At 63.2% G+C, this 24,672-nt stretch carries 18 protein-coding genes; 9 read left to right on the top strand and 9 right to left on the bottom strand.

The window, feature by feature from the left end:
* Position 1: 1 nt before the first annotated feature.
* The 6 genes from treY to AFIC_RS12320 are packed head-to-tail and all read right to left on the bottom strand — an operon-like array spanning position 2 to position 14,042.
* Complete coding sequence (gene treY / locus AFIC_RS12345; protein WP_275246530.1) at positions 2 to 2,788, bottom strand: malto-oligosyltrehalose synthase; 2,787 nt, start codon at positions 2,786 to 2,788, stop codon at positions 2 to 4.
* Between the two features lie 13 nt (positions 2,789 to 2,801).
* A complete protein-coding gene (gene treZ, locus AFIC_RS12340; protein WP_275246529.1) occupies positions 2,802 to 4,547 on the bottom strand; it encodes a malto-oligosyltrehalose trehalohydrolase in 1,746 nt (581 codons plus the stop codon).
* Entirely contained in the window at positions 4,544 to 6,616 is a 2,073-nt protein-coding gene (gene glgX, locus AFIC_RS12335) for a glycogen debranching protein GlgX (protein ID WP_275246528.1), read from the bottom strand. Before glgX ends, treZ begins: the two co-directional genes overlap by 4 nt.
* The gene (gene glgB, locus AFIC_RS12330) at positions 6,616 to 8,763 is read right to left on the bottom strand and encodes a 1,4-alpha-glucan branching protein GlgB (RefSeq protein WP_275246527.1); all 2,148 of its coding nucleotides are present in this window, start codon (positions 8,761 to 8,763) and stop codon (positions 6,616 to 6,618) included. Before glgB ends, glgX begins: the two co-directional genes overlap by 1 nt.
* Positions 8,760 to 12,047, bottom strand: a complete 3,288-nt coding sequence (treS, locus tag AFIC_RS12325) for a maltose alpha-D-glucosyltransferase (protein ID WP_275246526.1) — start codon at positions 12,045 to 12,047, stop codon at positions 8,760 to 8,762. Before treS ends, glgB begins: the two co-directional genes overlap by 4 nt.
* A 9-nt stretch (positions 12,048 to 12,056) precedes the next feature.
* Entirely contained in the window at positions 12,057 to 14,042 is a 1,986-nt protein-coding gene (locus AFIC_RS12320; protein WP_275246525.1) for an alpha-1,4-glucan--maltose-1-phosphate maltosyltransferase, read from the bottom strand.
* A gap of 144 nt (positions 14,043 to 14,186) precedes the next feature.
* Between AFIC_RS12320 and malQ the strand changes: the two genes are divergently transcribed.
* The 4 genes from malQ to AFIC_RS12300 all read left to right on the top strand — a co-directional run bounded on the left by malQ (position 14,187) and on the right by AFIC_RS12300 (position 19,092).
* Complete coding sequence (malQ, locus tag AFIC_RS12315) at positions 14,187 to 16,112, top strand: 4-alpha-glucanotransferase (RefSeq protein ID WP_275246524.1); 1,926 nt, start codon at positions 14,187 to 14,189, stop codon at positions 16,110 to 16,112.
* 98 nt (positions 16,113 to 16,210) lie between these two features.
* Entirely contained in the window at positions 16,211 to 16,375 is a 165-nt protein-coding gene (locus AFIC_RS12310; RefSeq protein WP_275246523.1) for a DUF3309 family protein, read from the top strand.
* A gap of 184 nt (positions 16,376 to 16,559) precedes the next feature.
* The gene (locus AFIC_RS12305) at positions 16,560 to 17,447 is read left to right on the top strand and encodes a dienelactone hydrolase family protein (protein ID WP_275246522.1); all 888 of its coding nucleotides are present in this window, start codon (positions 16,560 to 16,562) and stop codon (positions 17,445 to 17,447) included.
* Positions 17,448 to 17,520: 73 nt separating this feature from the next.
* Positions 17,521 to 19,092, top strand: a complete 1,572-nt coding sequence (locus AFIC_RS12300; protein ID WP_275246521.1) for an adenylate/guanylate cyclase domain-containing protein — start codon at positions 17,521 to 17,523, stop codon at positions 19,090 to 19,092.
* 21 nt (positions 19,093 to 19,113) lie between these two features.
* Here AFIC_RS12300 and AFIC_RS12295 read toward each other — a convergent pair whose 3' ends face one another.
* On the bottom strand, positions 19,114 to 19,356 hold the full coding sequence (locus AFIC_RS12295; protein WP_275246520.1) for a DUF2188 domain-containing protein: 243 nt from the start codon (positions 19,354 to 19,356) through the stop codon (positions 19,114 to 19,116).
* A gap of 337 nt (positions 19,357 to 19,693) precedes the next feature.
* On the opposite strand from AFIC_RS12295, the gene AFIC_RS12290 reads away from it, so the two are divergent.
* Complete coding sequence (locus AFIC_RS12290) at positions 19,694 to 20,029, top strand: hypothetical protein (RefSeq protein ID WP_275246519.1); 336 nt, start codon at positions 19,694 to 19,696, stop codon at positions 20,027 to 20,029.
* Positions 20,029 to 20,304 carry a GIY-YIG nuclease family protein gene (locus tag AFIC_RS12285; RefSeq protein WP_275246518.1) on the top strand — a complete coding sequence of 92 codons (276 nt, stop codon included), beginning with the start codon at positions 20,029 to 20,031 and terminating at the stop codon, positions 20,302 to 20,304. Before AFIC_RS12290 ends, AFIC_RS12285 begins: the two co-directional genes overlap by 1 nt.
* A 6-nt stretch (positions 20,305 to 20,310) precedes the next feature.
* Here AFIC_RS12285 and AFIC_RS12280 read toward each other — a convergent pair whose 3' ends face one another.
* Positions 20,311 to 21,153: an AAA family ATPase gene (locus tag AFIC_RS12280; RefSeq protein ID WP_275246517.1), complete on the bottom strand. Its 843-nt coding sequence runs from the start codon at positions 21,151 to 21,153 to the stop codon at positions 20,311 to 20,313.
* Between the two features lie 173 nt (positions 21,154 to 21,326).
* On the opposite strand from AFIC_RS12280, the gene AFIC_RS12275 reads away from it, so the two are divergent.
* The 3 genes from AFIC_RS12275 to sseA are packed head-to-tail and all read left to right on the top strand — an operon-like array spanning position 21,327 to position 23,799.
* Positions 21,327 to 22,511, top strand: coding sequence for a vWA domain-containing protein (locus AFIC_RS12275; protein ID WP_275248721.1), 1,185 nt, complete (start codon positions 21,327 to 21,329; stop codon positions 22,509 to 22,511).
* A gap of 13 nt (positions 22,512 to 22,524) precedes the next feature.
* Positions 22,525 to 22,941 carry a rhodanese-like domain-containing protein gene (locus AFIC_RS12270; protein WP_275246516.1) on the top strand — a complete coding sequence of 139 codons (417 nt, stop codon included), beginning with the start codon at positions 22,525 to 22,527 and terminating at the stop codon, positions 22,939 to 22,941.
* A 9-nt stretch (positions 22,942 to 22,950) separates the two neighbouring features.
* Positions 22,951 to 23,799: a 3-mercaptopyruvate sulfurtransferase gene (gene sseA, locus AFIC_RS12265; protein ID WP_275246515.1), complete on the top strand. Its 849-nt coding sequence runs from the start codon at positions 22,951 to 22,953 to the stop codon at positions 23,797 to 23,799.
* 47 nt (positions 23,800 to 23,846) lie between these two features.
* Here sseA and AFIC_RS12260 read toward each other — a convergent pair whose 3' ends face one another.
* The gene (locus AFIC_RS12260; RefSeq protein WP_275246514.1) at positions 23,847 to 24,476 is read right to left on the bottom strand and encodes a hypothetical protein; all 630 of its coding nucleotides are present in this window, start codon (positions 24,474 to 24,476) and stop codon (positions 23,847 to 23,849) included.
* Positions 24,477 to 24,672: the final 196 nt, after the last annotated feature.

The following is a 24,672-nucleotide window of genomic DNA, read 5'->3' as shown; positions in this document are numbered from 1 at the left end:
GCTAGGCCGCCCGGCCAGGACCCCGGGCGGCCTTTTTATATGCGCGTCTCACCGCAGCTTCGCGCGTGGCGACCGGAAGCTCCGCGAACAGTTCGGCGAAAGGCAACTCGGTGCGCGATGGTGCGCCGGCATGGAGTCCTTCGATCCTGACCGCACCCTCAATCGCTCCGTTGAGCCATGTGCGCCCCCCATCCGTGAAGGGTGAAAACCAGCGCATCGCGGCAACGATCACGGCTTCCCTGCGATGGACGCGCGCGAACGCGATGACATGATCGCGATGCGGGCCGGTGACTTCCAGCGGCAGATAGTTGCCGTTCGCGAACAGATCGGGGTGCGTCTTGCGCAGCGTCAGCAGATGATGCGTCCATGCGAGCTTGATGCGGCCATCGGAGGCACGGGTGATCAGATCGTCCCAGCGCGGCTGTTTCGAGATGTCCGCAAGCTCCGCTTCGCGCGCCTTGAAATCGACAGGCCGCCTGTTGTCGGGATCGACGAGCGAATAATCCCAGAATTCCGTCCCCTGATAGAAATCCGGCACGCCGGGCATCATGGCCTTGAGCGTCAGTTGCGACAGCGAATTGAGAATGCCGATTGTCGATATGCGCCGGGTGAAGGTCTCGATCGACGACAGGAATTCCGGCGACTTTTTTTCGTCGAGAGTCCGTTCAAGGAAAGTTTCAACGCCGCGCTCATAAGACGGTTGCGGATTGAGCCAACTCGTCTCCACCTTCGCCTCGCGCGCGGCCTTGATCGCGTAGGCTTTCATGCGGGCGAGAAAATCCGCGTCGATCGTCTCCGGCCATGCGCCGATCAGCGCCTGATAGAGCATGTATTCGAACGCGAGCGAGGGCGAGCGCATATTGCCTTCGGTGACGATGTGTGGCGCGTTGAACGATTTCCAGCGCCCGACAAGGCTCGCCCATTCGCCCGCAAGCTCCGGCAAAGCGAGGAGGCGGGCGCGGGCATCCTCGCCGCGCTTGGTGTCGTGCGTGGCGGTGGCCGTCATGCCATGGGGAAAATCGCGCGCGCGCGCCTGCATGGCGTCGTGAAAGTCTTTGACCGGAAGCGACGTGGCGGCCGCGTCGCCGCCGACCTCGTTGAGCGCGAGCAGGCGGTGATAGCGATAGAACGCGGTGTCCTCCAGAGACTTCGCCATCATCGGCCCGGTGAACTGCTGCACCTTCAGCGCGAAGCGGCGGACCCGTTCACGGCCATGGGTGGCGCGGTCTTTCGTGGCCAGTTCAAGGGTGAGGGCATCCTGCAAGAAGTCGAACACGCCTTCGTCGGCGCCGAACCAGTCGGCTTTCGCCTTGCCGATGGTTTCAGCGATCAACGCGCGGTCGTTCGATGAAGGACCGGCCGCAGTAATGTAGGTGCGGTAGACGGGGAAGTGCAGCACGTACAATTCCAGCGCCTGCCGCAAACTGTCGGCGGAAAAATCGCGCGTGGTGTAATGCCCGCCCGCGATGCGCGCCAGAAGCCGCCCCAGCACGGTGAATTCGCTGGCGAGCAGCGTTTCCATCACGCGCTGCTTGGCGGCCCGCAGCACGGGTGCGAAATCGGGTGCGACGTTGCTGGCCTGCCGCCACGTTTCATCCAGCGTCTCGAGCCCCTTGCCGTCGAGCAGCACGCGGGAGATCAGGTTGAGCGATTCATAGCCGGTGGTGCCGTGCATGCCGGGAAATTCCGGCAGGCGTTCGCCTTCGCCGACGATTTTTTCCATCACCAGATAGAATGGCGCGCGAGTCTCCTGCGCGTCGCGGATCAGCCGCAGCAGGCGGCGGCAATATTGCGCGGGATCGTGCAGGCCGTCGATATGATCGAGGCGGATGCCTTGCAGTTGTCCTGCGGCGACCAGACGCCGGATCAGCGCGTGCGCGGCCTTGAATGCGCGCACATTCTCGACCCGCAACCCGGCGAGCGTGTTGATATCGAAGAAGCGGCGGTAGTTGATCTCGCTGGTCGCGAGCCGCCAGTGCCCGAGCCGGTAATGCTGCCGCTCCAGAAGCGAATGCAGCGCCTTGGTCTGGGCCTCGCGTCCCGCACCCGCGCGATAGGCTTCGAGGCCGCGCGTGATGATCGCCTCCGCGCCGTCGATCTCGCGCAACGCCGCCTTGAAGGCGGGCGCCTCGCCGCGATCGGGATGGCGCAGCCCGGTGTAGCGCGCTGCAAGTTCGAGAATGGCGCGTCCGGCGGGCTCGTTTCCGGCACCTGCTGCACTGGCAATAATGCGCAGGATTTCGCTGTAGCGTTCCGGCGCGATCGGCAGACGGTGCTCGTAATACCAGGCCGCGAAGCTGCCGCTCCCGGCATCGTAACGCAGTTCGATCTCGCCCTTGTCAAGCGCCTCGCCGTAAGAGTTGCCGAGGATCGGCAGCAGCACACCGCCCTTGGCACGATAGGGCAGCAGATCCCAATCGATGTCGAAGAAATCCGCGTAGGGTGACGCCGGTCCCCATTCCAGCACGTCGAGCCACCACGGATTGTCCGCGAAATGCACGCCCATGTGGTTCGGCACGAAATCCAGAATGAGGCCGAGATCGTTCCGTTTCAGCGCGGCGCTGAATCGCTCGAACGCCGCGTCGCCGCCCAATTCGGGATTGAGACTGTTGTGATCGACGATGTCGTAGCCGTGCTGGCTGTGTGCGCGCGCCTTGAGAAAAGGCGAAGCATAGACATGGCTGATGCCGAGCGCCTTCAGATAAGGCGCGACGGCGGCGGCATCGTCGAACGTGAAGTTCTCGTTGAGTTGCAGCCGGTAGGTGGCGCGCGGAATCGCGGACGGCATCACATCGCCTCCATCACAGAGGCTCCATCGTCCAGCACACGCCCCATGGCGCGAACACGCCGGGCTCGCCCCAGATCATATGTTCGCCGCGCGGCGTTTCCTTCGCGCTCGGTTCGGATGACAGGTTGGCGGTCAGCGTCAGGAGATGGCCGTCGAGAGTCCACGATGCGAACAGCGTGCCATCCGCTTCATAGGAGGCTTCTCCGAATGCCGCGCTCCGCAGATGCGGGACGATGTGCTGGCGGCGCAGGGCCAGCAGCTTGCGCACGAGGCCATATCGTTGCTGTCCATCGGCGCTTTGCAATTCCTGCCAGTCGAGCTTTGCGGAGGTGAAAGTCGCCCGGTCGATCGGGTCGGGCACGTCGCCGCCGTAAGCCTCATAGGCCTTGGCGTATTCACGGCGGCGGCCCTTGCGCACGGCTTCCGCGAGGTCGCCCTGAAAATCGCAGAAGAATGGAAAGGGCGTCGCCGCGCCCCATTCCTCGCCCATGAACAGCATCGGCACCATCGGCGCGAGCAAGGTGATCGCGAGTGCTGCGTCGATCGCCGCAGCGGGCGCCGCAAGCCGGTCGCCGAGCGCGCGGTTGCCGATCTGGTCGTGGTTCTGGATGAAATTGACGAACGCGGCGGGCGGCAGATGCCCGCTCGGCTCGCCGCGCAGGGCGTTGTCGCGATGCGCCGATGGCTCGCCCTGATAGGCGAAGCCGGATTCGAGCGCGCGAACGAGATGCGGCAGCGGCGGCTGATAATCCTGATAATAGCCGAATTTTTCGCCCGTCAGCAGCACATGCCAGGCGTGATGATAGTCGTCGTTCCACTGCGCGCGATATTTTCCCGCTGGCGGATCAATGAGCGGATCGAGCAGGCTGGCGCGGTTGTCGTCGTTCTCCAGCACGAGATGGATGTGTCGCCCGCTGCTGCGCGCGAGCGCGCCCGCCGTGATGCTGATGTCGCGCAAGAGCAAATCTTCCGCCGTCTCGATGGCGTGCACGGCATCGAGACGCAGCCCGTCGAAGCGATAGGTTCGCAGCCAGTGCAGCGCGTTGTCGGCTGCGAACTTGCGCACTTCCGGCACGCGATAGTCGATGGCGTTGCCCCATGGCGTCTGCGCGGGCGAGAAAAACGGCGGCGCATAGAGGTTAAGATAATTCCCCTCCGGCCCGAAATGATTGTAGACGACATCGAGAAACACCATCAGCCCGCGCAGATGCGCTTCGTCGATCAGCGCCTTGAGGTCGTCGGGATGGCCGTAACTCGAATCCGGCGCGTACCACAGCGCGCCGTCATAGCCCCAGTTCCAGCGGCCGGGAAAATCCGCGACCGGCATCAATTCCAGCGCGGTGATGCCGGTCGCGACCAGATGATCGAGCTTGCCGATCATCGCGCGACAGGTGCCCTCCGGCGTGAAGGTACCGACATGCGTCTCAAAAAAGATTGCATCTTCCCAAGGGCGGCCGCGCCAATCCGTCGCGCGCCAAACGTAGCTCTTGTGATCAATGACTTCACTTTGACCGGAAATATCGTCGGGCTGGAAGGAAGAGGCGGGGTCGGGCACTTCCGTGGCGCCGTCGATCAGGAAGCGATAGCGCGCGCTCGCGCCGATCCCGGCTATCTCGCGCGTGAACCATCCGTCCGCGTCGCGCTGCATTTCATGCACCACGCCATCGAGCAGGACATCGACGCGTTTCGCGGCGGGCGCCCAGAGCCGGAACGCAACGCCATCGGAAGTCAGCCGTGGGCCGAAGGAGGAGCCATTCATGCCGCCCCCGCGAAGGCGAGGACGGAACGCGGCGGCGCATTGGCCGTGGTGCCGGATGCAACGCTGCCGTTCGCTCCCGGCGTGGTGGTGTCGAGCACGCAGGACCATTTGGTGTATTCGGGCAATTTCGGCAAGGTGAACTCGATCGGTTCGGGTGCGGCGTTCAGCACGATAAACAACGGCGGCGCGCCATGTTCCTTCGGGCCGAGTACGTAGGAGAGGAATCGGCCCTCCGGAAAATTCCAGTCGGCTTCCACCATTTCGTTGGCTTGCGGCGTCAGCCACAGCACGCCGTAGCTGCCATCTCCCTTCAGGCCATCGACCCACTGGCGCGCGCGCAACTGCGAGAAGCGTCCGCGTAGCGCGGTGAGTTGACCCACGAAATCCGTGAGATCGTCGCCGTCTTGTCCGACGCCGTTCCAGTTCACCCAGCCGATCTCGTTGTCCTGACAATAGGCGTTGTTGTTGCCCTGCTGGCCGTTGCCGGCTTCGTCGCCCGCGAGCAGCAGCGGCACGCCCTGCGCGAGCAACAGGCAGGCGAGCTGGTTCTTGCGCAACTGGCGGCGCAGCGCGACGATGGCCGGATCGTCGGTCGGCCCTTCATGGCCGCAATTGTTGCTGTGATTGTCGCTGGAGCCGTCGCGGTTGTCCTCGCCGTTGGCCTCGTTGTGCTTCTCGTTGTAGCTGAACAGGTCCATCAGCGTGAATCCGTCATGCACCGTGACGTGATTGATGCTCGCCTGCGGCGTGCGGCCGTCATGATTGAACAAATCCGAGGAGCCGGTCATGCGGCGGCCGAGATCGCCGAGCAGGCTGCCTTCGCCCGCCCAGTAGCGGCGCAGCGTCGAACGATAGCGGTCGTTCCATTCCGACCATTGCGAGGGAAACGCACCGACCTGATAGCCGCCGAGGCCGACATCCCACGGCTCGGCCACGAGCTTCACGGAGGCCAGCACCGGGTCTTGCCGCACGGCGGTGAGAAACGCACCGCCGCGATCGAATCCGTTCGGTCCGCGCGCGAGCGTGCTTGCGAGATCGAAGCGGAAGCCGTCGACATGACAGACCTCGACCCAGTAGCGCAGCGAGTCCATCACCATCTGCAACACGCGCGGATGGGTGAGGTTCAGTGAATTGCCGGTGCCGGTGAAGTCGTCATAGAAGCGCGGATTGTCCGGCATCAGCCAGTAATAGGACAGATTGTCGATGCCGCGGAACGACAGCGTCGGCCCGAGGTGATTGCCCTCGGCGGTGTGGTTGTACACCACATCCAGCATCACCTCGATCCCGGCGTCGTGCAGCCGCGCCACGGCGGTACGGAAGGAATCCAGCGCGCCGTTGTTGGCGTAGCGCTGCTCCGGCGCGAAGAAGGCGATGGAATTGTAGCCCCAATAGTTGGAGAGTTTCTTCTCGACCAGATGACGGTCGTCGACGAAGCCGTGGATCGGCAACAGTTCGATGGTGGTGACGCCGAGGCGCTTGAGGTGATCGACCATCGCGGGGCACGACAGCGCGCCGAAGGTGCCGCGCAGATGCGGCGGCACGTCCTCACGGGTCTGGGTCAGGCCCTTGACGTGCGCCTCGTAGATGATGGTATCGGCCCATGCCACGTTGGGACGGCTTTCCCTGCGGCCCCAGTTGAAAGCCTCGTCGATGACGACCGCCTTCGGCATGCCGCGCGCATTGTCGCGGCGGTCGAACGACAGATCCTCGCGCGCGCTGCCGGTGCGATAGGCGAAGTGCGCATCACTCCAGACCAGACGCCCGGCGAGACGTTTCGCATAAGGGTCGATCAGGAGTTTGTTGCAATTGAAGCGGTGGCCCTGCTCAGGCGCGTAGGGCCCGTGGACGCGATAGCCGTAAAGCTGGCCCGGCGAGACGTCGTTGAGGTAGCCGTGCCAGACATCCTCGGTGCGTTCGGGGAGCGTGACGCGCTCGATCTCGCGGCGTCCCTGACTGTCGAACAGGCACAACTCGACCTTCTCGGCGTTGGCGGAGAACAGGGCGAAATTGGTGCCACGGCCGTCCCAGGTCGAACCAAGACGGGTGTGCATTCCGGCGGTCAGGCGCATTATTCTGTATCCGGCACGAGATAGATGGCGGCAAGCGGCGGAATGGTGAGGGAGAGATGCGGCACCAGACCCTCCAGTGTCTCGCACCCTCCCACATTGCCCTTGTTGCCGCCGCCGTAATGCGCGGAGTCGGAGTTGAACACCTCGCGCCATTTGCCGGGGAACGGCACGCGGACGCGATAGTCCTCATAGACATTCGGCGAGAAGTTCACCACCACGAGGCAGCGCTGGCGCGGCGCGTTGCCCTTGCGCATCCAGGCGAACACATTGTGGTCGGCGTCGCTGGTCACCAGCCACTCGAAGCCTGCCGGATCGCAATCGAGTTCGTGCAGCGCGGGCAGGTCGCGATAGAGATGGTTGAGATCGCGCACCAGTGCCTGAATGCCGCGATGCCGATCCTGATCGAGCAGGTGCCAGTCGAGCGAATGATCGTGATTCCACTCGCGCTCCTGTCCGAATTCGCAGCCCATGAACATCAGCTTCTTGCCGGGATGCGCGAACATGAAGGCGTAATAGGCGCGCAGATTGGCGAAGCGCTGCCAGTCGTCGCCGGGCATGCGGCCGAGAATCGAGCGTTTGCCGTGAACAACCTCGTCGTGCGACAGCGGCAGGATGAAGTTTTCCGAGAAAGCGTAGTGCAGCCCGAACAGAATCTGGTCGTGATGGAATTTGCGATGGATCGGGTCCTTGCTGATGTAGTTCAGCGTGTCGTGCATCCAGCCCATGTTCCATTTGTAGCCAAATCCTAATCCGCCGAACTCGACCGGGCGCGACACCTGCGGCCATGCGGTGGATTCCTCGGCGACGGTCGTGGCGTGCGGGAATTTCGCGAACACTTCGGTGTTGAAACGTCGCAGGAATTCGATGGCCTCGATGTTCTCGCGCCCGCCATACTTGTTCGGAATCCAGCCGCCGGGCGGGCGGCTGTAGTCGAGATAAAGCATCGAGGCGACGGCATCGACGCGCAGGCCGTCGATGCCGTAGCGCTCCAGCCAGAACAGCGCGTTGGAGACGAGGAAGTTGACGACTTCCGTGCGCCCGTAATTGTAGATCAGCGTGCCCCAGTCGAGATGGCGGCCCTGCAACGGGTTGGCGTGCTCGTAAAGCGCGGTGCCGTCGAAATAGCCGAGACCGTGGCGGTCATCGGGGAAGTGTCCCGGCACCCAGTCCAGCAGCAGCGCCAGACCCTCGGCGTGGCAGGCATCGACAAGCGCGGCGAAATCATCCGGCGATCCGAAGCGGCTCGTCGGCGCGAACAGGCCGGTCGGCTGATAGCCCCATGAGCCGTCGAACGGATGTTCGCTGACTGGCAGCAGTTCGATATGGGTGAATCCCATCTCGCGCGCGTATGTCGGTAGCGTCTCGGCGAGTTCGCGATAGGTCAGCCACTCGTTGCCGTGCTTGCGCCGCCACGAGCCGAGGTGAACCTCGTAGATCGACATCGGCGAGGCGAGGGCGTTGGCTTTCGCGGGCGGCGCGATCCGGGGCGCGAGCTTGCTCTCGTCGAAAATGATGGAGGCGGTGTTGGGACGAAGCTCCGCCTGAAACGCGAGCGGATCGGCCTTCAGCGGCAATTGCTCGCCATGAGGCCCGGCGACATCGAACTTGTAGCGGTTGCCGACAGCGATGCCGGGAATGAAGATTTCCCAGTAGCCGTTGCCGCGCACGCGCATGGCGTGAGGGCGGTTGTCCCAATAATTGAAGTCGCCGACCACGCTGACGCGCTTGGCGTTCGGCGCGAACACCACGAAAGCGACGCCGCGCACGCCTTCCAGCGTGATCGGGTGCGCGCCGAGCTTGTCGTAAAGTTCCTGATGGCGGCCTTCGCCGAGCAGATAGAGATCGAAGTCGCTCAGCACCGGCGGAAAACGGTAGGGGTCGTGCAATTCAACGACGTTGTCGCCGTAATTGGCGCGCAGGCGATAGGCGCCGACGCCCTTCGGCAGCTCGCCCTCGAACAGACCGGCATCGTGAACGCGCGACAACTCGGCGCGGTGGCCCTGCTCGTCGATGGCTTCCACCTGCGAGGCGTGAGGCAGGAACGCGCGCACGACATTATGTCCGTCCTCCGGATGCAGGCCGAGATAGCGGAACGGGTCTGAATGACGGCCTTCGAGGATGGCGTAGGCTTCGGCGGAAAGGGTCATGCAGCTACCTCTGTTTCGCTGGCGAGAATGCGCAGCGCGCCGTCGAGTGGAACGCTCAGCCAATCGGGACGATGCGCGAGCTCGTACCCGATCTCGTAGAACACTTTTTCCAGCAGGAAGAATTTCAGCAGGTGGTCCGCCGCCAGATCATGCCGCGGCCACAGCCGGGCATCGGTGACGTTCTCTCGATAGGCGAACAGGAACGTGTCCGCGGCGATGTCGCGCCATGTCCTGAGATCGGCGAGAAGCGTGCCGCTCTCATCGGGCGCGGCGGCGCGGGCCCGCATCATCGCTGCACCGGCGGCATAATCGATCGAGCGCAGCAATCCGGCGACATCGCGCGCGGCGGGAGCCTTGCGTCGACGCTCTTCAATTGACCGGCGCGGCTCGCCCTCGAAATCGATGATCAGGATGTCGTCCTTGGCGATCAGCAATTGCCCGAGATGCAGGTCGCCGTGATGCCGCGCCTTCAGGATCTGCCCCGGTTCGGTCAGGAACGAGGCCGCGAGCGCGGGAAGGTCGTCGCGATAATGCAGCAGGGCGTCGATCAGCTTGCGGTCGCTCTCTTTGGCGGAGGGGCGGTGCTGCGCAAGGCCCTCGAAAACGCGCGCGACGCTGACGTTGAAGTTGTCGCGCCACAGCTTCAGATCGTCCCCGGTCGCGGGCTCGGGCGCGAAATCCGGGATGTCGGAGCGGCTTGCCAGCGCCATCTGCATTTCCGCGACGCGCCTGCCGATCTGCGTCATGTAGCGTAGCGAATTGGTTTGCTCGGAGCTTTCCGATTTCTTTTCCTCGGCGCTGAGCAGGCGGCGTTCTTCGACGAAGCGGTCGAGATAGCTCGCCGCCACCGACCATGCATCGCCCTGATTGGGGATCAGGCGGTGGATGATGGCGACGGCCGAACGCCGCTCGCCCTCGACAAGCTCCACGCTTCCCAGAAGGTCCGGCGTGTTGGCGAAGCCCACCACATCGGTGAGGAAGCGGCCCATCTCGATCTCGGGGTTGATGCCCGCCTCGATCCGCCGGTACAGCTTCACGACGAAGGATTCATCGACGAGGCTCGTGCTGTTGGATTGCTCGGTCTCGACCGCATGGACGTGTTCGATCGCGACTTCCGGCTCCTGAAGCAGCCTGGCGGTCGGCTGGAAGATCAATTGATCGACGCCGTTGGTGGTGGTCCGGCTGTGCCGGACATTATCCAGCAGCAATTCGATGAACTGCTTGTCGGTCGCGACATCAAATAGCGTGCCTTCGCGCGCGGCCTGACGGACGGCGGCGAGCGCCATCGGGTTGTAGCGTTCGCGGTCGAACCGCACCCAGTCGACCCGGATCGGCAATGTGTAGCGCTGCATCTTGCCGTGCTGCATGGATTCGAAGATCGCAAGCCATGAGCGCGATGCGCCTTCTTCCGTGATCGGGATCGCGGAAGTGACCTTGGTGCTGATCGCGTAGGCGGAGCGCTGCGGAAACCAGCGGGTGCGCGCCAGATGTGCGGGCAGCACGTCGCGCTCGAAAATGCGTCGGGTGCGCTCCAGCGTCACCCATGTCGAACCGGCGGGCACCACCAGCGTCTCGAATTCGGGGAACGGCTCGTGCTGGGTCGACTCCGGCGGCTTCTCTTCCAGCTTGAACCAGTAGAAGCCGTAAGGCGCGAGCGTGATGAGATAAGGCAGTTCGCCGATGGCGGGGAAAGTGGTGCGGCCGAGCATTTCCAGCGGCACGCGATCCTTCCACGGCGCGAGGTTGAGTTCGGTCGCCTGCGCGGAGCGCGACAGGTTGGCGACGCACAGGATGGTCTCGCCTTCATACTGACGGATGTAGGCGACGGTGGCGCGGTTGGTCGGGCGGATGAAGGTGATGCTGCCGCGACCGAATGCCTTGCTGGTCTTGCGCACCGAGATCAGCCGCTTGGTCCAGCTCAGCAGCGACGACAGGCTGCGCGACTGCGCTTCCACGTTGACGGATTCGTAGCCGTAGACCGGGTCCATGATCGGCGGCGCGTAGAGTCGTGCCGGATCGGAGCGCGAGAAGCCGCCATTGCGGTCCGGCGTCCACTGCATCGGCGTGCGCACGCCGTTGCGGTCGCCGAGATAGATGTTGTCGCCCATGCCGATCTCGTCGCCGTAATAGATGATCGGCGTGCCGGGAAACGACATCAGAAGCGAGTTCATCAGCTCGATCTTGCGGCGGTCGTTGTCCATCAACGGCGCGAGGCGGCGTCGGATGCCGACATTGATGCGCGCGCGCGGATCGTTCGCGTAGGTGGACCACAGATAGTCGCGCTCGACGTCGGTCACCATTTCGAGCGTCAGCTCGTCATGGTTGCGCAGGAACAGCGCCCACTGGCAATTGTCGTGGATGTCCGGCGTCTGCCGCAGGATGTCGGTGACGGGGAAGCGGTCTTCCTGCGCGATCGCCATATAGAAGCGCGGCATCAGCGGGAAGTGATAGGCCATGTGACATTCGTCGCCATCGCCGAAATATTGCTGCACGTCCTCGGGCCATTGATTGGCTTCGGCGAGCAGGACTTTTCCTTTCGCGTAGGCGTCGAGTTCGGCGCGCAAGCGTTTGATGACGGCATGCGTCTCGGGAAGATTCTCGTTGTTGGTGCCTTCGCGCTCACACAGATAGGGAATGGCGTCGAGCCGGAAGCCATCGACACCGGCATCGAGCCAGCGTTTCATCACCTGCACGACGGCGCTGACCACGCGCGGATTGTCGAAATTCAAATCCGGCTGATGTGAGAAGAAGCGGTGCCAGTAATAGGCACCGGCTTCGGCGTCCCACGCCCAGTTCGATTTCTCGGTGTCGGTGAAGATGATCCGCGTGTCGAGATATTTCTGGTCGGTGTCGCTCCACACATACCAGTTGCGGGCGCTCGATCCCGGCGGCGAGCGACGCGCGCGCTTGAACCAGACATGCTGGTCGGAGGTGTGGTTGATGACGAGTTCGGTGATGACGCGCAGGCCGCGCCGCTTTGCTTCGGTGATGAAGCGGCGGAATTCCTTCATCGTGCCGAAATCGGGATTGATCGCGCCGTAGTCGGCGATGTCGTAGCCGTCGTCGCGTCCGGGCGAGGGATAGAACGGCAGGAGCCACAGGCAGGTGACGCCCAGCTCCTGCAAATAGTCGAGCTTCTCCGTCAGGCCGGGAAAGTCGCCGATGCCGTCATTGTTGCTGTCGGCGAACGCCTTGACGTGCAACTGGTAGATGACGGCGTCCTTGTACCAAAGCTCGTCGGCTTCGGTCTGCGGCATCTCGGTGATGGAAGGCATGATGTTCATGGCGCGGCCTCACGCCAGACAACGGAAGAGGGCGGCGGGATCGCGCGCGGGATCGATGCGCAGGTGAATGCCGCCCCATTCGACGCCATGCCGTTCGCCGGTAATGATGTTTTCCAGCGCCGCGACGGGGCGAAGCTGGTTGTCGTGGCGCAAATTGACGCCTCCCAGCGGCAGCCAGACAGTGCGTGGGTCGCGTGACATCGCGATGGCCCCGACCACGACATTGCTCTCGTCGGATGTCGATTTCGAGAAGCCGAGAACGGCATCGTCGTCGATGGTGAGGAAATTCAACCGTGCGGTCTGGCGCAGCGCCGCGTTGGCGCGGCGCGCACGGTTGAGGCTCGTGATGTAATCCTTGATGTTGCCGGGCGCGTTCCAGTCCCGCACCTTGATCTCGTACTTCTCCGAGTTGAGATATTCTTCCTTGCCCGGAATGGGGTCGTACTCCAGCAGCTCGAAGCCGTTGTAGATGCCGTATGACGCCGACAGCATCGCTGCGAGCGCCACGCGCGACTTGAACATCCACGGCTCGCCGCCCTGCAAGTGAAACGGCAGGATGTCAGGCGTGTTGACGAAGAAGTTCGGCCGGTAATATTCGCGCTCGGGATAGCCGGTCAGTTCGCTCAAATACTCCTGCATCTCCCATTTCGACGTGCGCCAGGTGAAATAGGTGTAGGACTGCGAGAAGCCGAGCTTGGCGAGGCCCTTCATCAGCTTCGGGCGCGTGAAGGCTTCCGCGAGGAAAATGACGTTCGGATGCTGAAGCTGGATGTCCCTGATGAGCCATTCCCAGAACGGGAACGGCTTGGTGTGCGGATTGTCGATGCGGAAGATCGCGACGCCATGATCGATCCAGAACCGGATCACGTCGCGCAGCGCGTGCCACAGCGCCTGCGCGTCGTCGGACTCGAAATCCGGGTTGTGGATGTCCTCGTATTTCTTCGGCGGATTTTCCGCATAGCGCATCGAGCCGTCGGGACGGCGCTTGAACCAGTTCGGGTGCTGCTTCAGCCACGGGTGATCGGGCGAGCATTGCACGGCGAAGTCGAGCGCGATCTCAAGTCCGCGCGCCTTCGCTTCGCGCACGAGATCGCGAAAATCGTCGAGCGTGCCGAGTTCGGGGTGGATAGCATCGTGGCCGCCGCTTTTGTCACCGATGGCGTAGGGCGAACCGGGATCACCCGGCGCGGCCTTCAGCGCGTTGTTGCGGCCCTTGCGGTTGGTGTGGCCGATGGGATGAATCGGCGTGAAATACAGCACGTCGAATCCCATCGCTTCGATATCGGGCAGGCGGGCGATGCAGTCGCGGAAGGTGCCGTGCTCGCCCGGCACGCTGCCCTGGCTGCGCGGAATCATCTCGTACCACGCGCCGTCCACCGCCCGCGAACGATCCGCCATCAACGGGAAGGCTTTCGATTGCGTGAGGTCGGTGCGCGGCTGGCTTGTGGCCATTGCTTCTTCGACCTCGTCGCTTAAAAGAGAAGCGATGTCGCCGTCTTGCAGGAAGGCTTCGCAAGCCGCCGTGATCGTCAGCGCGCTTGCCTTGTCGTGCGGATCGGCGCGCGTCATCATCGCCGCGCCCTCCAGCGCGTCAAGCGATACGTCCTGACCGGCATCCATCTTCGCCATCACGCCATGCCGCCATGTCGCGAAGGCGTCGGTCCATGCCTCGATGACATAGAGATGACGGCCGACATTTTGCGGTGTGAACGTGCCGGTCCAGCGGTCGTTGCCGTGCAGCCGCATCGGCGCGCGGCTCCATTCTTTTTCGGTTTCCAGCCGCCACAATACGGCTGCCGCCGCGATGTCATGTCCGCCACGAAAAATATCGGCCCACACCTCGATTGGTTCTCCGGCAATGCGCTTGACCGGAAAGCGGCCGTCATCGACGCAGGGAAAAACATCCTCGATATGGAAAACGCCGTTGCCGGGGGATGCTGCCGCGGAAATACCCGGTTGTTGCTGCACGTTTTTCAAGGGCGGAAGCACGGACATCCGTAATGCCTTGTCACGGTTGGGGAGAGTGTCGCTTACCAATGACGCAGTGCGCGAATGGTTCCGCTGGAACGGATTTAAGTGCGGCGGGTTAGGCGTAAACCCGAGCTATGTGTCAGCCTGCCTTTATCCCGGTGAGACAGAATGGATTTGTCCGAAAAAGTGTCCCGATACGGGATCGAGGCGAGCTACATCGACGGCACCGGGCGAGTCCACACAATCGACGAACAGACTTTTCATCGCGTTCTGGACGCGTTGGGACAAGCGCCCGCGCTGGCCGCGCCGATCGTCATCCGTTGCGCGGATGGCGTGGAGATGGACGATCTCGTCACGCGGCTGTCGCATTTGCGCGAATGGCAAATTCTCGATGCCGATGACCGGGTGATGTTGTCGTCCGCCGATGCGCGTCAGCATGACGCGCGGTTGGCCTTCGGCACATATCGTTTGCGGGGGCACGGCGGCGAAGCCGTGGAAGCCTCTCTCATCGTCGCGCCGGAGCGCGCCTATGAAGGCGCGTTCGATCGTCGCTGGCTGCTGGCGGTGCAGCTCTACGGCGTCCGTTCGCGCGGGAATTGGGGGATTGGCGATTTTTCCGATCTGCAAGATGTGATGCGGTGGGCGGCGGGTCTCGGCGCGGCGGGCGTCGGCCTCAATCCGTTGCATGCCCTGTTCGATGACGAAGCGGAAGATTGCAGTCCGTATTCGCCGAACAGCCGGCTGTTCCTGAACTCGATCTATATCGACGTGGCGGCGCTGCCGGAATTGCCGGAGCGATTCGCTGATGAAAACCGCGCGGAGATCGAGCGGTTGCAGAATTCCGAGCTGGTGGATTATGCAGGCGTCGCGGCGCTGAAGCAGCGCGGCCTGAAGCTCGCTTTCACGCAGTTCAAGACCCGCACCACGCTCAGGCGCAAAGCGTCGTTCGATGCGTTTCGCCGCGAGCGCGGCAGGACATTGTCACGCTTCGCCTGCTTCGAGGCGTTGCGGAAGACATACCGGGCTGCGTGGTGGGAATGGCCAGAGCCGTGGCGTCAGCCGGATGACAATGCGCTCGCGGAATTTCGCCGGGGCGAGGTTGCGGACGACATCGCCTTTACAGAATTCGTCCAGTGGTGCGCGCACGAGCAGTTGCAGGCCTGCGCGGCGCTGGGTGATGACCTTAATCTTCCCGTGGGGCTTTATCTCGACATCGCTGTCGGCGTGAAATCCGGCGGCTTCGATGCGTGGAACGAGCAGGCCGCGATCTCGCGGCGGCTCTCGGTCGGCGCGCCGCCGGACCAACTCAACACCGCCGGACAGGATTGGGGATTGGCGGGCTTCAACACGGCGGGGCTGGAAGCGCGGAGCTTCATGCCGTTTCGCGACGTGCTGGCGGCCTCGATGCGCTATGCGGGCGCGGTGCGGCTCGATCATGTGCTGGGGCTGAACCGCATCTACGTGGTGCCGTCAGGCTTTCCGCCAGACAGCGGCGCCTACATCCGCATGCCGTTCGAGGCGATGCTGGCGAGCGTGGCGATCGAAAGCGTCGCGCATCGTTGCATCATGATCGGTGAAGACCTCGGCACCGTGCCGGACGGCTTTCGCGAAAAGCTCGCCGACTGGGCGGTCTGGTCCTATCGCGTGATGATCTTCGAGCGCGGCGAAGGCGGCGCGTTCAATGCAGCGGAAAATTATCCGGCGCACGCGCTGGTGACGTTCAGCACGCACGATCTGCCGACCTTCGCGGGCTGGCGGTCCGGCCACGACATCGCGCTCAAGCAGGCGCTGCACATCGATCCGGGCGAAAGCCTTGCCGGGCGCGAACATGCCGTGCGGGAGCTCGATCGGCTGCTCGATGGGGCGGGCGGATTCGACGCGGTGCTGGCCTGTCTCGCGCAAACCCCGTCGCGGCTTCTCGGTGTCGCGACCGAGGATCTGCTCGGGGTGATGGATCAGGCCAACGTGCCGGGTACGATAAATCAGCATCCCAACTGGCGGCGCAAGCTGCCGGTGCCGCTGCATGACTGGGACAGGGACATCGATATCGGCGGGCTTGCGGAAGCGTTGCGGTCGCGGATTGTATCGCACTGAGGGCGTCCGGCCTTGCAGTTGAAATCCGCGGGTTGCATTTCGGGAACGAAATTTCGGATCGCCTGTTGGGGTGACATCACGGGATTGAGGAGATCCACATGTCACTCGGCACGATTATTCTGATTATTCTGATCATTGCGTTGCTTGGCGGTTTCAGCGGCATCGGCGGCGGCCCGTTCTACGGCACCGGTTATTACGGCGGCGGTGGCCTTGGCCTCGTCATCATCATTCTGGTGATTTTGCTGTTGATGGGACGCATTTGACGCCCATCGGATTTGAAAAGCCCGCCCGTCCAGGCGGGCTTTTTTTGATGAGTGCGCGCCATGTCGCAGCCTTGTCCCCGTTGCTCTCCGTCAGTTGATTTGGCCGGGAAGGGGCCGGGTGATTGATTTGCGGCACCGGCAAAGGCCGCATATCGTCGGCGACACGTCGCAAAGGGAGTGCAAGATGACATCGAATTCGGCATTGGCTTCGGATGAAATCGGCCTGACCAGGGTCGCGCCGCTGTCGCGGCGAGGCTTCATGGCGGCTTCGGCGGCCACCGCCGCGGGCTATACGCTGGCTGCAGGGCCGGTGCGGGCGGATGTCGTCAAGACCGACACCACCGGGCTCGAAGCCGGCGATGCCGCCATTCCGGTGCAGGGCGGCACGATGCCGGGCTATTTCGCGCGGCCCGCCGGGGTCAAGAATCCGCCCATCGTTCTGGTGGCGATGGAAATCTTCGGACTGCACGAATACATCAAGGACGTGACGCGCCGTCTCGCCAGGCTCGGCGCGTTCGCGGTCGCGCCCGATTATTATTATCGCGCGGGCACCGATCTCACCAGGATCACCGAAATCCCCAAGCTGATGCCGATCGTCAACGCCAAGCCGGACAGCGAACTGCTGTCCGACCTCGATGCCACGGCGGCGTGGGCGAAGTCGCAAGGCGGCGATTCGGAGCGGCTCGGCATCATCGGCTTTTGCCGGGGCGGGCGCAGCGTCTGGGAATATGCCGCCCATAGCACTCAGTTGAAGGCGGGTGTCGCTTTCTACGGTTCGCTGATCGATCCGCCGAACCCGCTCTGGCCGAAAAGCCCGATGCAACTGGCAGGCGAGATGAAAGCGCCGGTGCTCGGCCTCTACGGCGCGGAGGATCAGGGCATTCCGCCCGCGCAGGTCGAGCAGATGAAGGCGGCGCTGGCCGCCGCTGGAAAGACGGCGGAATTCCACATCTTCCCCGGCGCGCCGCACGGCTTCCATGCCGATTACCGGCCGAGCTACCGCAAGGAGCAGGCCGAACAGGCATGGAGCGAGATGCAGGCCTGGTTCAAGAAATACAATGTGCTGACCTGATCCCCGGCTTGCCGTGCCGCCCGGACATGGCCGACAATGAGGGCGGGCGGATGGCCCGCTGTCGGGGGCGGCAATGGAAGAGGCGGCAAAGAGGGCGAAGTCCCGCGGCATCGTCGCGGGACTGGTCATCGCGGGTCTGCTGGCGGCATTGCCGCTCGCGGTCTGGATGGATCTCACCAACCTGACGGAAGCGTCGCTGCGCAGACAGGCGAGCGACCTGAATTCCGTCATCACCGGCGTGCGCGGCTATTACGCCCGCAACATCGTGGCGCGGGTGCTTGCTTCTCCCGGCGCGACGCAGGTGGTGCACAATTACGAGGAGATACCGGGCGCGATCCCGATTCCCGCCACGTTGTCGCTCGAACTCGGCGCGGTCATCAGCGATCAGCAGAAGAACATCCATTACCGCTTCGTCTCGGACTACCCCTTCGCCAACCGCGTGCCGCACAATCTCGATGCATTCGAGAAGGCTTCGCTCGCGAGCCTGAGGGAAAATCCCAAGCAGGCGCTGGTGGATTCTGAATGGAGTCCGTTTCACGACCGCGTCCGTTACATCGTTCCGGTGACGATGGGCCCGGCCTGCGTCAGTTGCCACAACACCCACCCGGAAAGCCCGAAGCGCGACTGGAAGGTGGGCGACGTGCGCGCAATTCAGGAGATCGACATCAGCCAGCCGATCGCGGCCAACATCTTCTCGTTCAAATGGCTGTTGGGCTATTTCGTGCTGGCGGCGATCAGCGGCATTTCGTTCCTGACGCTGCAACTCAAGCAGAGCCGGACCATCCGCACCATGAACACGGAACTGGAATCGGCGAACGATTTCCTCGCGACATTGTCGATGAAGATTTCCCGCTATATCTCGCCGCAGATCTACACCAGCATTTTCAGCGGCCGGAAGGACGTCACCATCCATACCGAGCGCAAGAAGCTGACGATCTTCTTCTCCGACATCCAGAACTTCACGGCGACCACCGAGCGGTTGCAGCCCGAACTCATCACGGAACTGTTGAACGAGTATTTCACCGAGATGTCCGCCATCGCGATGGCCTATGGTGGCACCATCGACAAGTTCATCGGCGATGCGATGCTGATTTTCTTCGGCGATCCCGAAACCAGGGGCGATGTCGCGGATGCGCAGGCCTGCCTGAAGATGGCGTGGGAGATGCAGCGCCGCCTCACGGAGCTGAACGCGAAATGGCGTCACGCCGGAATCGAGGAACCGTTTCAGGTTCGCATGGGCATCAATTCGGGCTTCTGCAATGTCGGCAATTTCGGCAGCAATGACCGGATGGACTACACCATCATCGGCGCGGAGGCGAACCTCGCGGCACGGCTGCAATCAATCGCCCAGCCGGGCCAGATCGTGGTCAGCTACGAGACCTATGCGCTGGTGCGCGGCGATGTCGCCGCGCATGAACTTGCGCCGATCACGATGAAGGGAATTTCGCGTCAGGTCGTGCCTTATGCGGTGGATCGCGTGCTGGACGAGGGTGGTGGCAAGCGCGACATCGTGGTGGAACGGATGGCCGGGCTCGATCTCTATTTCAATCCCGGCGCGGTTGCGCCTGCGGATGCCGAGCGGGTGAAATCGATTCTGGCCGATGCGATGGCCTCTCTGGAGGCCGGGCAGCCGAAACCGGCCTGAGCAGATTTATCCTTTAGCCGCCTATTCGTCGGTGACCTCGGTCGAAGGCCGGTCGCTGCCGCTCGCGGTCTCCTCATGCCATTTTCCGTCGGAATCCTCGTACTGGATGACCTCGGTGCGTCCGGGTACCCGCTGTTCCAGCGCGGCCGCGGTCGCCGCGTCATAGGCCGCCTTGCGGCTGGGGTAGGTTTCGGAAAACACGCCGTTGAACTTGTAGGCCCAGCCTCCGTCATGCTCGACGATCTGATAGACGACCTTGGTCATGTCCTCGCCTCGTGTCTTGTTGTTCTCAACGCACGAATCCGGCCCCGGTTCGCGGGGCGCCGGCCTTGCAGAACAGATGGGAGGCCGCCGGCGGGTCTCAACGGGGCGCGTTAAGACTTTCACCGCAATTCGAGCGAAAAAGAACGAAACGCCAAGGCCGGAATAGACGTGGATGGAACGCGCGACACCACATCTTGTCGCGAACGAAACCGGGCGTGCTATGAATCGCTGATTCGGGCGCGTTTCGTTCCGCGCGTGTTCCAAAGGTTAAGGCGCGTTGAGATGTCCGTCGCAAAATGGGGCATCGCGCGCCGAAACGTCGAGCCGGGAGAGTCGGATGTGGAAATGGGCCGCTGTGTTCGCGATGACGCTCACGCTGATCGGGCGGGCTGGAATCGGGCAAGCCGTCGCGCAGGACGTGCCCGGCATCGAGATCTGCACCGCCGAGAAAACCATGGAGCGGCGCACGAGCTGCCTGCAAAGCAACGTCAATTTCCTGATGCGCTCCATCGCCAAGCTGACGCAGGACAATCAGCAGAAGATTGACGCCGCCAACCGGCAGATCGATGCGCTGAAGGCGTCCGTCGTCAGCCTTCAGGCCAAGGTGAACGAATTGCAGGCCGCGAAGGCCGCGCCCGCGCCTGCGAAGCCGAAAGAACCGGCCGCGAAATAATGAGCGGCGCGCAGGGCGAGGCCAGTTTCGTCTATGTACTCGGCTGCGTGCACAAGGGCCGCACTATCACCTATGTCGGCTGGACCAACGATGTCGAACGGCGGCTGGCGCAACATAATTCCGGCACCGGCGCGCGCTCGACGCGTGGGCGCACATGGGCGCTTTTGCATGTGGAGACGTTCGCGACCCGCAACGAGGCGATGAGCCGCGAATGGCATCTCAAGCGCGACCGTGCGTTCCGCAAGCGGCTGACGCAGAAGATCGCGGCCGGTTGAGCCGGATTACTTCTCCCGCCGGTTCAGGAACGCGACGCGCTCGAACAAATGCACGTCCTGTTCGTTCTTCAACAGCGCGCCGTGCAGCGGCGGGATCATCTTGCGCGGATCGCTTTCGCGCAGCACCTCGGGCGTCACATCCTCGTTGAGCAGGAGCTTCAGCCAGTCCAGCAGTTCGGAGGTCGAGGGCTTCTTCTTCAGGCCCGGCATGTCGCGCAGGTCGAAAAACAACCGCAGCGCCTCGTCCACCAGCCGCTGCTTGATGCCGGAGAAGTGCACCTCGACGATGGCCTTCATCGTCTCGACATCCGGAAACTTGATGTAGTGGAAGAAGCAGCGGCGCAGGAACGCGTCGGGCAGTTCCTTCTCGTTGTTGGAGGTGATGATGATGATCGGGCGTTGCGCGGCCTTGATGGTCTCGCCGGTCTCGTAGACATGGAATTCCATGCGGTCGAGTTCGAGCAGCAGATCGTTGGGAAATTCGATGTCGGCCTTGTCGATCTCGTCGATCAGCAGCACCGGGCGCGTGTCATGGGTGAACGCCTCCCACAATTTGCCGCGCTTGATGTAGTTGGCGATGTCCGACACGCGCGGGTCGCCGAGCTGGCTGTCGCGCAGGCGCGACACGGCGTCGTATTCATAGAGACCTTGCTGCGCCTTGGTGGTGGACTTAACGTGCCAAGTCAGCAGCGGGGCCTTGAGTCCTTGCGCGATTTCCTCGGCCAGCACGGTCTTGCCGGTGCCGGGCTCGCCCTTCACCAGCAGCGGGCGTTGCAGGTAGATCGCCGCGTTGACCGCGATCTTGAGGTCGTCGGTTGCGACGTAATTCTCGGTGCCGGTGAATTTCATGATGCCGTTCTTGGATCGAGAGGAGGCGCGGGCCTTCCCGGTTGCATATGAAGATATATTCCGGAAAAGCCGCGCAAGGTATTCTCAATGTAGGCAAAAAGCCGCTCCGGTAAAGCGCAAAGCTGCATGGCGGCGTGCTTGACGGGCAGGCACCCTTGCGCGAACGTCATGCGATGTTTCTGCAATTCTTCACATCGTTGCGGCAGGCCAATGTGCCGGTCACGTTACGCGAGTACCTCACCTTGATGGAGGCGCTCGACGCGGGCTTGCCCGAGCATAATGTGGAGAATTTCTACTATCTGGCACGCGCGGCGCTGGTGAAGGACGAACGCAACCTCGACAAGTTCGATCGCGTGTTCGGCGAGACCTTCAAGGGGCTGGAATCCCTGTCGGAAGCGGTCGGTGAAACCGCTGTTCCGGCGGAGTGGCTGAAGAAGCTCACCGAAAAATATCTCAGCGAGGAGGAGAAGAAGAAGCTCGAGGCGCTCGACTGGAACAAGCTGATGGACACGCTGCGCAAGCGGATGGAAGAGCAGAAGAAGCGCCATCAGGGCGGCAACAAGTGGATCGGCACGGGCGGCACCTCTCCGTTCGGCGCTTATGGCTACAACCCCGCGGGCATCCGCATCGGGCAGGACGGAAACCGGAATTTTCGTGCCGTGAAGGTCTGGGACCGCCGCGAGTTCAAGGACCTCGACGGCAATGTCGAACTCGGCGTGCGCAACATCAAGGTCGCGCTGCGGCGCCTGCGGAAGTTCGCCCGCACCGGGGCCGCCGACGAACTCGATCTCGACACCACCATCAGGCAGTCGGCCAATCGCGGCTATCTCGACGTGCATCTACGCCCCGAGCGGCACAACGCCGTCAAGGTTTTGATCTTTTTCGACATCGGCGGATCGATGGACGCGCATATTGCGCAGGTCGAGGAATTGTTCTCGGCGGCGCGCACCGAATTCAAGCACATGGAATATTTCTACTTCCACAACTGCCTCTATGAGAGTGTGTGGAAGAACAACCACCGCCGTTACAACGAGCGGACCGCGACATGGGACGTGCTGCATAAATATCCGTCCGACTACAAAGTGATCTTTGTCGGCGATGCGGCGATGAGCCCCTACGAGATCGCGGTGCCGGGCGGCTCGGTCGAGCATGTTAATCCCGAGCCGGGCGCGGTATGGTTGCAAAGGGTGCTTCAGACCTATCCGAATGTCGTCTGGCTCAATCCCGAGCAGCGGCGCTATTGGGATTATTCGGAATCCACCGCGATGATCCGCAAACTGTTCGAGAACCGGATGTATCCGCTGACGCTCGAGGGGATCGAGGAAGCCATTCGCGAGCTTGCGCGAAAAACGAAATAAACAGGGAGGGCTTATGGCTCAGACAATTCACCGCGGCATCAAGACGCTGCTCGATGAAGCCAACCGCGAGATCGAGGCGATCAAGGCGCCCGACCTGATCGCCTCAATGAAGGATGAAAATATCCTCATCGTCGATCTGCGCGATCCGCGCGAGATCGAGCGCGAGGGCCGCATCCCCGGCGCGTTTCATTGTCCGCGCGGCATGCTTGAATTCTGGCTCGATCCGGCAAGCCCCTATGCCAAGCCCGCCTTCCAGCAGGACAAGAAGTTCATCTTCCACTGTGCCTCGGGCTGGCGCTCGGCGCTGGCGGCCAAGACCGCGCAGGACATGGGACTGAAGCCGGTCGCGCATCTCGACGGCGGCTTCACGGCATGGCGCGAGGCGGGCGGCCCCATCGAGCGCGTCGAGCCGCACAAACCCAAAACGTGAGGATTGGCCATGAGCGATCCGCTGGTTTCGACGTCATGGCTGCGCGAGCATCTCATCGACCCCGATGTCCGGATCGTCGATGCGGCCTACCGGATGCCGGCGATGCGGCCGCCGGCGGCGGCGGAGGAATATGCCGCGCGGCATGTTCCCGGCGCGGTGTTCTTCGATGTCGATGTGATCGCGGATCGTTCAAGCTCGTTGCCGCACATGCTGCCGTCGCCTGAGCAGTTCGCGCGCGATGTCGGCGGCCTTGGCATCGGCAACGACGATCTTGTGGTGATCTACGATCGCGGCGACTACATGGGCGCGCCGCGCGCGTGGTGGATGTTCGGCGTGTTCGGCCATCAGCGCGTCAAGGTGCTGGACGGCGGATTGAAGAAATGGATGTCCGAGAGCGGCGCGGTCGAGAGCGCCTCGGTGACGCCCGCGCCGAAAACCTTTCAGGCGCGGCTCGATGACAAGCGCGTCCGCGGCCTTGAAGATATCCGGAAGAATGTCGAGATTTGCGCCGAGCAGGTGATCGATGCGCGCTCGCGCGAGCGCTATGAAGGCACCGCGCCCGAGCCTTGGCCCGGCCGCCGCCCGGGCCGCATTCCCGGCAGCCTCAACGTGCCGTTCACCGATCTGATCGATCCGGCGACCGGCGAGATGCGCCGCGTGAGCGAATTGCAAAAGATATTTATCTCGGCGCATGCCGATCTCGCTCGTCCCATCGTCACGTCATGCGGTTCGGGCGTGACGGCCGGTGTGCTGTCGCTGGCGCTGGCGCGTCTCGGTGTGGACAGCGCGCTCTATGACGGCTCATGGGCGGAGTGGGGATTGCCCGACGGCCCGCCGGTCGCAACCGGCAAGCCTTGAGAGCAGGACAATGATCCGCTGAGCGGTTGCCTGGCGCGGCGATGATGCTACCGGCGCGGCGGCAGGGTGCCGGCGACGGTTGGCGCGGGCGCTGCCGCGGTCGTCGATGCCGGCTCGAACAGCGGGAAGAAACTGGGCTCCACGGGTGGCGGGGCGGGGCGAACGACGCGGCGGCGGTAATGATGATGCGCGCGGGCGCGGGCGCGCGCCTTGGCGCGGATCGCTGCGCGCTTGCGCGCGACGGCTCTGGTCTTGATGGCCGATGCCGGTGCGGCCGCAGGCTTGGCTACAGGTTGCGGCTGGGCCTCGATGCTGGCCGTGGTGATGGCGTCGGTCAGGGGAATCGGTGGCGGGTCCGGAATGACGATACGCGGGATGGCCGCTTCGTCTTCCGGCGTCGCCGGTTCGGTTTCCGTCAAGGGCGTGGGCGCAGGGGCCGGAGCAGGGTCTACCGGCTGCGAAGCCGGCGGCTCGGCGGCGGGGGGCTCGACCTGCAACATCGCGAGCGTCGGCGTCTCGGCGATGAAGCTGGAGGCGGGGGCTTGCAGATTCCGCAGCGGAGCGGCGGCGAATTCCTCATGGGTCGCGCGCAGAAGTGCCGCCGCGCCCAGGCCGAAAACCAGTACGGATGCCGCAAGGGCCACCGTGATCGCCAAAAGCCGGAACCCGGGAAGCATGGTGCGATCGTATCCTGCCAGCGGAGCGCGAAATCGAGAGCCAAAGTCCTTGCCTGAGTGATGGTGTGATGGGCCATGCGGCGTATGGCCCAAAAACTACCGTCGAATCAGGATGATCCAAGGATAGCCCCGGATCGGCGGGCGCGCCGCCGAAAACCCGCTGGCGGCCCGAATTCACGGTGGATAGCGATTTTGT

Origin of the sequence: [Pseudomonas] carboxydohydrogena, from assembly GCF_029030725.1 — a bacterium.
Classification (GTDB): domain Bacteria; phylum Pseudomonadota; class Alphaproteobacteria; order Rhizobiales; family Xanthobacteraceae; genus Afipia; species Afipia carboxydohydrogena.
The sequence above is the reverse complement of the archived record's forward strand: the minus strand, read 5'-3'. Positions and strand labels throughout refer to the sequence as shown.